This is a genomic window from Pedococcus sp. P2_F6 (genome assembly GCF_056403675.1).
The window spans coordinates 866,857-880,472 of sequence record NZ_JBFUEZ010000001.1 but is presented as its reverse complement, the minus strand read 5'-3'; the positions used below and the strand labels follow the sequence as shown (position 1 = coordinate 880,472).

At 68.5% G+C, this 13,616-nt stretch carries 12 protein-coding genes; 3 read left to right on the top strand and 9 right to left on the bottom strand.

Annotated elements, in window-relative coordinates; translation table 11 throughout:
• Window positions 1-10: 10 nt before the first annotated feature.
• Window positions 11-1,261, top strand: a complete 1,251-nt coding sequence (gene dinB, locus AC1DWP_RS04185; protein WP_477613178.1) for a DNA polymerase IV — start codon at window positions 11-13, stop codon at window positions 1,259-1,261.
• Between the two features lie 176 nt (window positions 1,262-1,437).
• On the top strand, window positions 1,438-1,839 hold the full coding sequence (locus tag AC1DWP_RS04180) for a DUF3040 domain-containing protein (RefSeq protein ID WP_477613177.1): 402 nt from the start codon (window positions 1,438-1,440) through the stop codon (window positions 1,837-1,839).
• A gap of 110 nt (window positions 1,840-1,949) precedes the next feature.
• On the opposite strand, the gene AC1DWP_RS04175 is transcribed toward AC1DWP_RS04180, so the two are convergent.
• Together AC1DWP_RS04175 and AC1DWP_RS04170 are read right to left on the bottom strand one after the other, a co-directional pair.
• Window positions 1,950-2,435 carry a DUF456 domain-containing protein gene (locus AC1DWP_RS04175; protein ID WP_477613176.1) on the bottom strand — a complete coding sequence of 162 codons (486 nt, stop codon included), beginning with the start codon at window positions 2,433-2,435 and terminating at the stop codon, window positions 1,950-1,952.
• A gap of 24 nt (window positions 2,436-2,459) precedes the next feature.
• On the bottom strand, window positions 2,460-2,681 hold the full coding sequence (locus tag AC1DWP_RS04170) for a DUF7455 domain-containing protein (protein WP_477613175.1): 222 nt from the start codon (window positions 2,679-2,681) through the stop codon (window positions 2,460-2,462).
• A 326-nt stretch (window positions 2,682-3,007) separates the two neighbouring features.
• On the opposite strand from AC1DWP_RS04170, the gene AC1DWP_RS04165 reads away from it, so the two are divergent.
• The gene (locus tag AC1DWP_RS04165) at window positions 3,008-5,182 is read left to right on the top strand and encodes a DNA gyrase/topoisomerase IV subunit B (protein WP_477613174.1); all 2,175 of its coding nucleotides are present in this window, start codon (window positions 3,008-3,010) and stop codon (window positions 5,180-5,182) included.
• A gap of 55 nt (window positions 5,183-5,237) precedes the next feature.
• Here AC1DWP_RS04165 and AC1DWP_RS04160 read toward each other — a convergent pair whose 3' ends face one another.
• From AC1DWP_RS04160 to AC1DWP_RS04130, 7 genes are all read right to left on the bottom strand, one after another.
• Window positions 5,238-6,311 (bottom strand): LacI family DNA-binding transcriptional regulator, encoded by a 1,074-nt coding sequence (locus tag AC1DWP_RS04160; RefSeq protein WP_477613173.1) that lies wholly within the window; start codon window positions 6,309-6,311, stop codon window positions 5,238-5,240.
• Window positions 6,312-6,331: 20 nt separating this feature from the next.
• A complete protein-coding gene (locus tag AC1DWP_RS04155; RefSeq protein ID WP_477613172.1) occupies window positions 6,332-6,556 on the bottom strand; it encodes a hypothetical protein in 225 nt (74 codons plus the stop codon).
• A gap of 25 nt (window positions 6,557-6,581) precedes the next feature.
• Window positions 6,582-7,484: a carbohydrate ABC transporter permease gene (locus AC1DWP_RS04150; RefSeq protein ID WP_477613171.1), complete on the bottom strand. Its 903-nt coding sequence runs from the start codon at window positions 7,482-7,484 to the stop codon at window positions 6,582-6,584.
• Between the two features lies 1 nt (window position 7,485).
• A complete protein-coding gene (locus AC1DWP_RS04145) occupies window positions 7,486-8,538 on the bottom strand; it encodes a carbohydrate ABC transporter permease (RefSeq protein ID WP_477613170.1) in 1,053 nt (350 codons plus the stop codon).
• Between the two features lie 153 nt (window positions 8,539-8,691).
• Window positions 8,692-9,975, bottom strand: a complete 1,284-nt coding sequence (locus tag AC1DWP_RS04140; protein ID WP_477613169.1) for an ABC transporter substrate-binding protein — start codon at window positions 9,973-9,975, stop codon at window positions 8,692-8,694.
• Window positions 9,976-10,153: 178 nt separating this feature from the next.
• Complete coding sequence (locus AC1DWP_RS04135) at window positions 10,154-11,143, bottom strand: sucrase ferredoxin (protein WP_477613168.1); 990 nt, start codon at window positions 11,141-11,143, stop codon at window positions 10,154-10,156.
• Window positions 11,140-13,587, bottom strand: coding sequence for a DNA gyrase/topoisomerase IV subunit A (locus AC1DWP_RS04130; RefSeq protein WP_477613432.1), 2,448 nt, complete (start codon window positions 13,585-13,587; stop codon window positions 11,140-11,142). The genes AC1DWP_RS04135 and AC1DWP_RS04130 overlap by 4 nt, the downstream gene beginning before the upstream one ends.
• Window positions 13,588-13,616 lie beyond the last annotated feature (29 nt).

Genomic DNA, 13,616 nt, shown 5'->3' with positions numbered 1-13,616 from the left:
GGGGCCACCGATGAGCCGGCGCCAGTACGCGCTCCCGCAGCGCGGGGGGGAGCACCCACCCGATGACACGGGGTGCACCGTCCTGCACGTCGACATGGACGCGTTCTACGCCTCCGCGTCGCTGCTGAGCCGCCCCGAGCTCGTGGGCACTCCCGTCATCATCGGCGGCGGGGGCAACCGCGGCGTCGTCCTCTCGGCGACCTACGAAGCCCGCAAGTTCGGTGTGGCCTCGGCGATGCCGATGTCCCGCGCGCGACGGTTGTGTCCCACGGCGACCGTCGTCGCCCCCGACCACCGCCTCTACAGCCAGATCTCGGCCGCGGTCATGGCGACCTTCGAGACGATCACCCCGGTGGTCGAGCCGCTCTCGCTCGACGAGGCCTTCCTCGACGTGTCCGGCTCACTGCGCCGGCTGGGCAACCCCGCGAGGATCGGCCAGCTCATCCGCGACACCATCCACGACGAACAGGGGATCACCTGCTCGGTTGGAGTCGCCCCCACGAAGTTCGTCGCAAAGCTCGCCTCAGGACTGGCCAAGCCGGACGGCATGGTCGTCGTGCCGCGCGACGAGGTGGTCACCTTCGTCCAGCAGCTCCCGGTCGGGGCGCTCTGGGGAGTGGGGGACAGGACCGAGGAGACGCTGCTGCGCCTCGGCCTGCACACGGTCGCCGACATCGCCCACACCCCCGTCGACACGCTGCGACGGGCCCTGGGAGAGAGTGCCGGGCCGCACCTGCACGACCTGTCCTGGGGGCGCGACTCGCGCCAGGTCGAAACCCAGCGTCGCGAGCGCAGCATCGGCTCGGACGAGACGTTCGAGTTCGACGTCGACGACCCGGCATACATCCACCGTCAGCTGCTCAAGCTGAGCGACCGCACCGCGGCACGCGTTCGTTCGGCCGGGGTGCTCGGGCGCACGGTCTCGATCAAGGTGCGGTTCTCCGACTTCACGACCATCACCCGCAGCAAGACGCTGCGCGACCCCACCGACGTGAGCCGGGAGATCTTCGACACCGCCAAGGGCCTTTACGACGCCCTCGGGCTCCAGCGCGCCCGGATCCGGCTGGTCGGGGTGCGGATGGAGGGCTTGGTCGAGAGTGTCGGGGCTCCCATCCAGGGCACCCTGGACGAGCCCGACCACGGCTGGCGCGACGCCGACCGCGCCGTCGACCGGGCCAGCGCGCGGTTCGGTGCCGGAAGCGTCCGACCGGCCAGCCTGATCCCCGACGGGGATCGCGACAAGCCGCGCGACAGGCCGTGACCAGCATCGAGGTCAGCCCACACCGGGCTCGGAGAACGGGTAGTGCAACCACGCCGGGGGACATATCCTGAAGACGTCAGCGGACGGCCACTGACCGGCAACGATGCTCCCGGCGGGCAACGATTCTGTGGCCTGATGCGTTTAGTGGGTGCACGCCGAACGTCCAGGAGGTCACCGTGCCGCTCTCCGAGCACGAACAGCAGCTGCTTGAGCAGATGGAGCAGGCGCTGTATGCCGAGGACCCCAAGTTCGCCTCGCAGATGCAGGGCGCTGGGGCGCGAGCGTCGGCGCGTCGTCGGATGGCCGTTGGTGTGGTGGGTGTCGTCGCAGGGCTGGCCCTCGTGCTGGTCGGGGTGAACACCACCATGTGGATCGGCGCGATCGGATTCGCCCTGATGGTCGGGGCAGTCGCCTTCGCCGTCACACCGCCGCGGCGCAAGGCCGCCCTGGGCACCGTCCAGCCCGATGGCAGCGTGCGCCGCGCCACCCCCACCAAGTCGAAGGCACCGAGGTCCGGCGGCTCGTTCATGCACCGCATCGAGGAACGCTGGGACCGTCGCCGCGACGACGGTTACTGACCCACAACCACTGACCCCCACAACCACTGACCCCCACGACCACTGAGACCAGACGGGCACTGAGACCAGACGGCTACGGGGACCAGACGGCTACTGGGCCAGGACGGCGCTCAGACCCTGCTGAAGAGCACCCCGACAACCCAGGTCGTGGCGATGGCGAGCGCAGCGAGCAGCTCGATCCCCATCGACAGGAACACCGCCTTCAGCGCGGACCTCGTCGAGGCCCAGGCGGCGGTCCTGTCCTGCGAGTGTCCGAGCTCCACGAGGTAGATCCCGAGCACGAACCCGATGGGCGCACCGACCACGGGGATGACGAAGAAACCGACGGCGGCCAGTAGCACCGCGATGACCAGGGTGGACCGGCGGACGCCGGCTTCGCGCAGCCGCCGCCCGGGCACGGCATACTGCAGCGCCACTCCCGCGAGGTAGAGCAGGGCACAGACCGCGAACACCGACCAGCCGAGCGTGCTCTGGGCGTCCAGGGCCCACACGAACACCGCGGCCAGGCACAGCAGCAGCCCGGGGATGACGGGAATGACGATCCCCACCATCCCGATCAGGATCAGGACGGCGGGGACCCAGAGGGTGGCCTCCACGGTGGGAGGTCCGGTGTGGCTTCCCTACCGCTCCTCGAGGGGAGCGACGGGAGGGGTCTCGTGGAGCCGCTCGGTCTCGTCCTGGATGTCGGCGTGCTCGCGCAGCTTGGGCAGGTGCTCGCGTCCGTGGTGAGCGCAGAACAGCAGCTCGCCACCAGCGTGAAGGCGAGCGCGCACGTAGGCCTGGGCGCCGCAGCGGTCGCAGCGGTCGGCCGCGTTCAATGAGGGTGCCAGTGCAGTGGTCACGTCAGCCTTCCTTTCGTTGCGCCCGGAGGCGCGTTGTCTCCTAGAGACGTCCTACCCCGGACTTTGGTTGCTCCACCGTGGGGATTACTTCCCTGGGTGGCCCATCCGGTGCCGTGGTCAACAGTCAAGCACGCCTGGTTCTTCCCTGCGGGTATTGGGTCTCCATGTGTGTCATCTCATGTCGCAATGGGTGATTCGTAGGTCGGGCGTCCGGTGGATGGGAATTGGGGCTTCGCAGGGCATCGAGGGCGGTATGCCGCGTGCCTGCGCTGGGGGCGTGGGTCACCGAGATACCGTGGGGCCCACCTCCGTGAGCACGGGGGGCCATGACCCACCACAGGAGCACCAGACCGTTGGCCACCGCCACCACTGCCAAGAAGGCTGCGACCACCAAGTCGACGTCGGACTACAGCGCGCACCACCTTCAGGTCCTCGAAGGCCTGGAAGCGGTCCGCAAGCGTCCTGGCATGTACATCGGCTCGACTGACGGCCGCGGACTCATGCACTGCCTCTGGGAGATCATCGACAACGCGGTGGACGAGGCGCTGGCGGGTGTCTGTGACCGGATCGAGGTGATCCTCTACCGCGATGGCTCGGTGGAGGTGCGCGACAACGGCCGCGGCATCCCCGTCGACATCGAGCCGCGGACCGGCCTCACCGGTGTCGAGGTGGTCTTCACGAAGCTGCACGCAGGCGGCAAGTTCGGCGGTGGCTCCTACACCGCCTCCGGTGGCCTGCACGGCGTCGGCGCGTCGGTGGTCAACGCGGTCTCTGCGCGGCTCGACGTCGAGGTCGACCGCGGCGGCAACACCTACGCCATGAGCTTCCGGCGGGGTGAGCCCGGCTACTTCCCGGACGTCGCGACCGACGACAAGGCGCCCGACCACGAGTTCACCCCCTACGAGCGGACCAGCGAGCTGGCGGTCGTCGGCAGGACCAAGCGTGGGGTGACCGGCAGCCGGATCCGTTACTGGGCAGACGAGCAGATCTTCCTCAAGGACGCCGAGTTCGACTACGACGGGCTGATCGCGCGAGCGCGCCAGACGTCCTTCCTCATCCCCGGGCTGACGCTGGTCATCCGGGACGAGCGTCGACGCCCCGGGACAGCCGGGGAGTCGGCGACCCACGTCGAGACGCTCGTGCACGACGGCGGCATCTCCGAGTTCGTGGAGTTCCTGGCTCCGGACGCGGCGGTCACCGACGTGTGGCGGCTCCAGGGCAGCGGCACGTTCACCGAGACGGTGCCGGTCCTCGACTCCAAGGGCCACATGTCGCCCACGGAGGTCGAGCGTGAGTGCGGGGTGGACATCGCGGTGCGCTGGGGCACCGGCTACGACGCCAAGGTCAGCTCCTTCGTCAACATCATCTCCACACCCAAGGGCGGCACCCACCTGGCCGGCTTCGAGCAGTCCCTGCTCAAGGTCTTCCGCAAGCAGCTCGAGGTCAACAGTCGCCGGCTCAAGGTCGGCAGCGACAAGCCGGAGAAGGACGACGTGCTGGCCGGCCTGACGGCGGTCGTGACGGTGCGTCTGGCCGAGCCGCAGTTCGAGGGCCAGACCAAGGAGGTGCTCGGCACCAACGCGGTGCGCGCCATCGTTGCCAAGGTCGTCGAGCAGGAGCTCACCGCCCGGATCACCTCGACCAAGCGGGGTGAGAAGGCCCAGGCGGCGCTGCTGCTCGAGAAGGTCGTCTCGGAGATGAAGTCGCGGATCAGTGCGCGGCTGCACAAGGAGACCCAACGTCGCAAGAACGCCCTGGAGACCAGCAGCCTGCCCGCCAAGCTCGCCGACTGTCGCTCGACCGACGTCGAGAGGTCCGAGCTGTTCATCGTCGAGGGCGACAGCGCCCTGGGCACCGCCAAGCTGGCCCGCTCGAGTGACTACCAGGCGCTGCTGCCGATCCGCGGCAAGATCCTCAACGTCCAGAAGGCCTCGGTCTCGGACATGCTCAAGAACGCCGAGTGCGCCGCCATCATCCAGGTGATCGGTGCGGGTTCTGGCCGCTCGTTCGACCTCGACGTGGCCCGCTACGGCAAGGTCATCATCATGACCGACGCCGACGTCGACGGCGCCCACATCCGCACCCTCCTGCTCACCCTGTTCTTCCGCTACATGCGTCCCCTCGTGGAGGCGGGGAGGGTGTATGCCGCCGTACCCCCGTTGCACCGCATCGAGGTGGTCAACATGGGGTCCAAGAAGAACGAGCTGATCTACACCTACTCCGAGAAGGAGATGCGCACGACGGTGGCGTCCCTGGGCAAGCGGGGCAAGAACATCAAGCAGCCCCTGCAGCGTTACAAGGGACTCGGCGAGATGGATGCCGACCAGCTGGCCGAGACCACGATGGACCCGCGGCACCGCACCCTGCGCAAGGTGACCCTGCGTGACGCCGAGGCGGCCGAGCGGGTCTTCGAGCTGCTCATGGGCAACGACGTGGCGCCCCGCAAGGACTTCATCGTCGACTCTGCCGCGGGGCTGGACCGGGAGCGGATCGACGCCTGAGCCCGGCGGTCGACGCCACGCGAGTCGCCGAGTCGAGGTCAGGCCACTGCCGCAGTCAGCCGGGCTGGGGGAGCGCAGCGGACTTGCGTGACTGCCGGTGTGAAGGGTGGCGTGACGGCTGGTGTGACGGTGCCGCGGTCGAGCCACGGACGACGAGCTCGACCTCGAGCACGTCGTCGATGATCGTGTCGGCTGCCCGCCCGTGCAGCGCGTCGAGCATGAGGCGTCCCGCTCGCCGCCCCTGGGACTCGACGTCCTGGCGCACGGTGGTGAGGTCGAAGATCTCGGCGTGGATGTGGTCGTCGATGCCGATGACGGACACGTCACCCGGCACGTCCAGACCGTGGCGTCGGGCTGCGCTCAGGACCCCGAAAGCCATCTCGTCGGACGCGGCGATCACGCAGGTCGGCACGTGCGGGAGTGAGAACAGCTGGTCGGCGTGCGCCGCGGCCCCCGCGGCGGTCCAGTCGCATTCCAAAGTCCACTCCGGCGGACACACGAGGCCGTGGTCGGACATCACCTTGGCGAAGGCTTCTCGCCGGTCGAAGGGCGTCTGCAGATGGGTGATCGAGGAGGGGACGGTGCCCGCATAGCCGATCTCGCGGTGTCCGAGCTCGATCGCGTAGCGCGTCGCGAGGGCCATCGCGGCACGGTCGTCTATCCGCACCGAAGGCCATCCGGGCTGCTGGTTGCCCACCGTCACCACCGGCATGCCCAGGCGGTCCAGCAGGGACCGTTCAGACGGCATGGGCGGGACGTTGAGGATGATGGCGCCGTCGGCGCGTTTCCAGAGCATGTTCTGGGTGATGGGCAGCCGCGTGTCGAAGGTGTGCCCCTCGAGGTCGCAGAGCAGGACGTGGAAGCCCTCCTCACGCAGCGCCTTCTCGATGCCGCTGACCACGGTCGCGAAGAACCACCGGTTGAAGTAGGGGGTGATGACGCCGACTCCGCGCGTCCGGCCGGAGACCAGGCTGGTCGCGGCGGGCGACGCGACGTAGTGGAGCTCGGTCGCCGCCGCCAGCACCCGGTCTCGGGTGCGGGGGCTCACCCTGTCGACGCCGCGGAGGGCGCGGGACACAGTGGCCACCGACACGCCCGCCGCCTTGGCCACGTCGCCGATGGTGGTCATCTCGCACCTCCAGTCGAGGTCTAGACGCCGGTGTTGCGCCTCAGCCGCCAGACGAACCAGAGAGCCGCCAGGAGGACCGCGAGGAGCGCGGCGGATGCTGCCGCCGGCTCCCCGCGCACCTCGAGCAGGACAGTCTGGATCACAGCCATGAACGCGAAGAACCCGAGGATTCCGAGGAGCATGTCCAGCCGTTGGGCTCTCGCCCGCGCGCCGCCGGTGCCGCTCCCGGGGTTGAAGATTCCCATGGGTGGTGAGGGGTCGGCCTCGTGCCTAGCCCTTCACACCTCCCGCCGTCAGGCCGGACACGATGGCCCGCTGGAAGATCAGGACCATGATGATGAGCGGGACGGTGACGATGGTTCCCGCCGCCATGACCGCCGTGTAGGGCTCCTGGTGTGGTTGTGCACCAGTGAAGTTCGCGATGGCAACCGTGACGGTCTGGGTCGACTTGGTCGAGAACTGGGCTGCCAGCAGGAACTCGTTCCAGCTGGAGATGAAGGCCAGGATCGCCGTGGTGAACAGGCCCGGCGCCGCGAGGGGAAGCATGATCTTGCGGAAGGCCTGGCCGGGCGTGCAGCCGTCGATGCGGGCGGATTCCTCGAGCTCCCAAGGCATCTCGGCCAGGAATGCCGTCAACGTGTAGATGGTGAGCGGCAAGGCGAACGAGATGTTGGGGATGATCAGCGCCTGGTAGTTGGCACCGGTCAGCCAGCCGAAGTTGGAGAACATCTGGAACAACGGCGACACCAGCGCCACGCCGGGGAACATCGACGCTCCGAGGATCACCCCGAGCACCGCGTACTTGAACGGGAAGTCGAGCCGGGCGAGTGCGTACGACGCGAACACCCCGACGAGCAGCGCCACTGCCGTCGTCAGGACCCCGATGATGACTGAGTGCACGAGCGCGGCGCCGAAGTGGTTGCCACGGTCCGTGGAGAACGCGGTCGCGAAGTTGTCCAGCGTCACGTGGGTCGGCCACGGCGTGGTGTCGAAGGTGTAGCCGACATCGCGGAACGCGGTGACGACCATCCAGTAGAAGGGGGCGAGGCCCCAGACGACGAGGGCGGCAAGACCGATGTACATCCGGATCTTGGCGGCGCGATCGCTCTTGAAGTGGATCTCCTGCGCCTCGGTACGTCCCGAGGTGGGGGGCGCGGCGGTCGTGGTGGTCATCTCAGGCTCCCGGGGTTGGTGCGTTGGCGGCGACCGGGTTGCCGACCGCGGCAGCCGGTTCCTTCTTCTTCTTTGGTGGCCGTTGCACGACGTCTGCGCCACCGAACTTGATGAAGAGGAAGGCGGTGAACGCGATGAGCAGGAAGACGATGGTCGAGAGGGCCGAGGCGCTGTGGAAGCCACCACGGATCTGTTTGATGACCAGCATCGACAGAGAGGTCGTGCCACCGCCGCCGTTGGTCAGGATCGCGGGCAGGTCGTAGATGCGCAGCACGTCAAGGGTGCGGAACAGGACGGCCACCATTAGCGGCACCTTGACCAGCGGCAGCGTGATCCGCGTGAACGTCTGCCACTTGGTGGCGCCGTCGATCTGGGCGGCCTCGTAGACGTCGCCGGGGACCAGCTGCAGGCCCGCGAGGATGAGCAGCGCCATGAAGGGCGTCGTCTTCCAGACATCGGCGATGACGATCGCGAACTTGGCGGCCCAGGGGTCGCTGACCCACAGCTGGGGCGCGATCCCTACCGTCTTGATCAACCTGTTGGCGATGCCGTCGTAGGCGAAGATGAAGAGCCACAGCTTGGCGGTGACTGCGGTCGGGATGGCCCACGGGACGAGGATGGCGGCGCGGACCAGACCGCGGCCCTTGAAGTCGCGGTTCATGATCATGGCGAACCACATGCCGAGGAGGATCTCGATGACGACACTGACGACGGTGAAGAACAGCGTCACCCACAGCGCGTCGTAGAACTGGGCGCCGAGGGTGCCGGGCGGGCAGTCGACCTCGCCACATTTCTGGAGCAGCCAGTGCGTGTAGTTGGACAGGCCCGCGCTGCCGCCCTCGACGAACAGTCCGGTGGCGGGGTCAAGCCCGGCGTCCTTCTGGAAGGACAGCTGGATGGCCTTCAACAGTGGGTAGATGATGATGACGGCCAGGAAGACCATGGTGGGGGCAACAAGCATCAGCCCCAAGCGTCCCTGTCCTGCGTTCAGCCCCTTCGACTTCTTCGGCTTCGTGCCGGTCGATCGGGGTGCTGTTGATGTGGCTGCGCTCATGCCTGCTCCTAGCCCGGGAGGTGCGTCTCAGGTGGGTCGAGATGGTTGGTCGAGTCGAGCGTCGACCAGGGGATGCGATAGGCAGGGGTCCTGCAGGTGTGGGGGTGACCCGTGGGGGTCACCCCCACACCTTGGGATGTTGCGTCAGACCGGTCAGCCGCCGGCTGCAGCCATGGCGGCCTGCATGTCCTTCACCGCGGCTTCAGGAGTCTTCTGGCCCTGGATGGCCGCAAAGAAGTTGTCCTGGATGGCCTGGGTGACCTGCGGGTAGAACGGCGTCACCGGACGGGACACCGCGTTGGAGATGGACTCCTTCAGCACCGGCAGGTACGGGTACTTCTTGACCAGTGCCTCGTCGGTGTAGATCGACTCGATGACCGGAGCCAGCGAACCCTTCTCCATGTTGGTCTTCTGCTCCTCAGGGCTGGTGAGGAACTTCAGGAAGTCCAGGGCCGTGGCCTTGTTCTTCGAGTAGGCGCTGATGGCAGCCATGTGGCCACCCAGCGTCGAGGTGCCGGGGCCGGTGACTCCCGGGAGGGGTGCGACCGCGAACTTTCCCTTGACCTTGGACGAGGCGTCCGTGCTGGCCAGGTTGTAGACGTAGGGCCAGTTGCGCAGGAACAGCAGCTTGCCGTCCTGGAACGCTGCTCGGCTCTGCTCCTCCTGGTAGGTGATCGCCTGCTTGGGGATGTCGCCGCTCTTGTAGTGGTCGGCGAGCTCCTTCAGACCCTTGGCCGCCTCGGGGGAGTCGACGGTCGGCTTGCCCGCGTCGTCGACGACCTTGGCGCCGTAGGCGTTCATCCACTCGGTGGCGTTACAGGTGCCACCCTCGTACTTGGCGAACTGGCCGGCGAAGCAGTCCATGCCGTTCTGCTTGGCGATGGAGCACATGCCCCACATCTCGTCGATGGTCTTCGGCGGGGTCTTCACCAGGTCGGACCGGTAGTACAGCATCGCGCCGTCCGAGGACGTCGGAGCGGCGAACAGCGTCTTGTTGTAGGTCGCCGCCTTGATGGTGGGCTCGAGGAAGCCGGTGGTCGGCAGGGCCAACGAGTCCTTGAGCGGGGTCAGCCAGCCCTTGGCCGCGAACTCGGCCGTCCAGACGACGTCGACGGAGACGACGTCGTAGCTGGGGTCCTTGGCCTGGAAGTGCTGGACCAGGTCGTCGTGCTGCTGGTCGGCCTGGTCGGACTGCTCTTTGACCGTGACCTTCTCGGTGGGGTGCTTGGCATTCCAGCGCTCCGCCTGAGGGGCGACCAGGTTGCTGTTGTCCTTGCCCTGGACATAGGTGATCGGGCCTCGCGTGGCAGCGCCGGCCGAGGAACCACCCGTGGTGCCGCCGCCGTCATCGCCGCCGCAGGCCGAGGCGACGAGCGCCACGGCTACAGCTCCGGTCATCACCGTGAGGGTGCGCCGCTTGAGCATTCGAAGGGCCATACGCCCGCCTCCCATATTTCTCGCGTAGCGCCGAGGCGGACTGCCTCTGCGCTGAGGTGAACCGGTCTCATGTAAACGTTTACGCTCCGTCGCCGCAATCCGAAGATGCACGGGTCGCGGTAACGATTGGGTAACTCGCAGGAGACCTTGGTGTGACGCGTCGGACTTGTCCCGATCCTCAGCCGAGCAACCGGCCCACCCAGTCCACGACGTGGACAGGGCCCTTTCCGCACGATTCGGGCAGATCGTCGTGGGGGCGGCGTTCGAGGGCGACCTGCCACGTGCGCCCGTCCCGGTGCCGCACGGCATACACGTCGGCACCCGGGTGCGCGCCGCCCGGCCGGGCGTCCACTCCGAGGTCCGCGGGGGCGGCGCGGGACACCGTGAGAGCGGTGAGGTCGGTGATGCCGGACTCGAGCCTGACGTGCGACTCAGCGGCCTGCTCCGCAGCGGTCAACGCACTGCGTCCCCGGTCGTGCCGGGGCCCCAGGACTCCCTCCGGCAGGTGGTCGGAGGCGGCCAGCTCGAGCAGCTGGCCGCTCAGGTCGCCGTCGAGTCGGGCCAGCGTCGCTCCGTGGGGGAGCAGGACGCCCGTGGGGGCGAATCGGTGGCCACCGGTGTGCGACGCCTCCCACACACGCCCCGGGTGGCCGTCTGCCGCCTCGAGGGCGACGGGGCGCCCTCGGACGGCGCAGCAGACGTCGCGACGTCCGTTGGTGCAGATCAGCAGGATCGGCTCGGCGGGCTCGGCCCCGGGCGCGGTGGCAAGGACGGCGTCACGGTCACCTCTCGCGAGGGCGTCGAGGTCCAGCTCGAGCAGCGCGACGGGGTCGGTGACCGTCACGCGCAACAGCCAGGGCATGCTGCCCGACCAAGCGAGGTATGCCGTGTGCGCGCCGCCGTGCGGGTCGTCGGCGTGCCGTCCGGGGCGCCGGATGAGGGACGGTCGACCACCCCGGTCGGCGCAGGCCTTGGACAGCGAACTGCCCACTCCTGCAGGCAGATGTGACTGTGTTGCGGCATCCCGACCCCAGGGTCCGGGCTGTTCCAGTGCGACGAAGAAGGTCGCCCGGGCTGCCGTGCCGTAGGCGCTGATGTCTGCCTGGTCGAAGCCGACCGAGCAGGCGTCCGGCGCGGGGGTGGCATGGGTGGGGTGGCTGGAGGTCACGACAGTGGCGGCCCGGCGATGCGGGCGATGGCTGTCGTCGCAGGGACGCCGGAGCCGTCTCGTCGACCCGTCGCGTCCGGCAGGTCCAGCGCCACGCCGTTGGCTGCTGCGGCCCGTGCGGGCAGGGCGCCCGCCCAGGCCAGGACGAGCGTGTCCTCACCCTTGAGGAAGCGGTGGCAGCGCACGCCACCGGTGGCGCGGCCCTTGGCCGGGTACTCGGTGTAGGGGGTCACCTTGATGGAACCGGGTTCGGTGCCGGGCAGCGCCCCGGACGAACCCGACGACGTGACCACGATGGCGTCGGTGCCCTCGGGGACGGCGCCGAAGAACGCGACGCGCTGACCGGCGGCGAGCTTGATGCCGGCCATGCCTCCAGCCGGACGCCCCTGGGGTCGCACGACGGCGGCACCGAACCTCAACAGCTGGGCGTCCGAGGTGATGAACACGAGATCCTCTGTCCCGGAGGACAGCTCGACTGCGCCGACGACCTCGTCACCGTCCTTGAGCGAGATCAACTCGAAGTCAGCCCGCGCCGGATAGTCCGTCGTCACCCGCTTGACGACGCCCTGAGCCGTGCCGAGGGCGATCCCGGCGGAGTCGGGCGACACCGAGACGAGGGCGAGGGGCTCCTCGCCTGCCGGGAGGTCGACGTAGGCAGCGAGTGGCGCGCCCCCTGACAGGCTGGGGGCGCCGTTGGTCGGCGGCAGGGTGGGCAGCTCCAGGGCCGAGAGTCGCACGAGCCGGCCACGGGAGGTGACCAGCCCGACCTCGCCGCGGGCCGTCGTGCGGACCGCACCGACGAGCGCGTCGTGCTTGCTGCGCGAGGCGTCGACGGGCAGGGGGTCGGCAGAGCCGGTGCGCGCCAACAGGCCGGTGGACGACAGCAGCACCCAACAGGGGTCGTCAGCGACCTCGAGGGGCGTGCTGGTGGCGGCCGGCACACCCGCCGACTCCAGCAGCACCGTGCGGCGCGGGGTCCCGTGCGTCTTCGCGACGTCCGCGAGCTCGTTCGACACCGTCTTGAGCAGGAGCTTCTCGTCGCCGAGGATCAGCTCGAGCTCCTCGATGAGCCGCTCGAGCTCGGTCTTCTCCTTGTCGAGCTCGAGGCGGCTGAACTTGGTGAGCCGGCGTAGCTGGAGCTCGAGGATGTAGTTGGCCTGGGCCTCCGACAGGTCGAAGACGTCCATCAGCCGGGCGCGCGCGGCCGCCGCGTCGTCCGACGTGCGGATCACCTGGATGACCTCGTCGATGTCGAGGATCGCGATGAGCAGCCCCTCGACGAGGTGCAGCCGGTCCTTGTACTTGTTCAGTCGGTACTCGGTCCGGCGGCGCACGACGTCGGTGCGGAAGTCGACGTAGACCCGCAGCAAGTCCTTGAGCCCCAACGTCTTTGGCTGCCCGTTGACCAGAGCGACGTTGTTGATGGAGAAGGAGTCCTCCATCGGAGTGAGCTTGTAGAGCTGCTCGAGGACCGCGTCGGGGTTGAAGCCGTTCTTGACCTCGATGACCAGCCGCAGGCCGTGCTTGCGGTCGGTGAGGTCCTTGACGTCCGAGATGCCCTGGAGCTTCTTGGACTGGACTGCGTCCTTGATCTTCTCGATGACCTTCTCGGGGCCGACGAGGTAGGGCAGCTCGGTGACGACGATGCCCATCCGGCGCGGCGAGGTCTTCTCGACCCGGGTCGTCGCGCGGGTGCGGAAGCTGCCGCGCCCGCCGAGGTAAGCGTCACGGATGCCGTCGAGCCCGATGATGCGGCCACCCTGCGGCAGGTCCGGACCGGGGACGAACCGCATCAGGTCGTCGAGGGAGCAGGTGGGGTTCGCGATGAGGTGGCGAGCCGCACCGATGACCTCGACGAGGTTGTGCGGCGCCATGTTGGTCGCCATGCCGACGGCGATTCCGCTGGCCCCGTTGACGAGCAGGTTGGGGAACGCGGCGGGGAGCACCTCGGGCTGGAGCAGCTGGTCGTCGTAGTTGGGGATGAACTCGACGGTCTCCTCGTCGAGGCCGGTGGACATCAGCATCGCGGCCGGCGCGAGCCGTGCCTCCGTGTAGCGCGACGCGGCCGGGCCGTCGTCGAGTGAGCCGAAGTTTCCGTGCCCGTCGACCAGCGGGAGGCGCATCGTGAACGGCTGGGCCATCCGGACGAGGGCGTCGTAGATCGCCGTGTCGCCGTGGGGGTGGTACTTGCCCATCACGTCGCCGACGACGCGAGAGGACTTCACGTGGCCGCGCTCGGGGCGCAGCCCCATCTCGGACATGGAGTAGAGGATGCGGCGCTGCACCGGCTTGAGGCCGTCGCGTGCATCGGGCAGGGCGCGGGAGTAGATGACCGAGTAGGCGTACTCGAGGAACGCCCCCTGCATCTCCTCCTCGACGTCGATGTCGACGATCCGCTCGACAAAGCTCTCGTCGGCGGGCGCTGGCGGGGTCTTGCGGGCCATGCGTGTGTGCATCTCCTTGCGATCGTCCC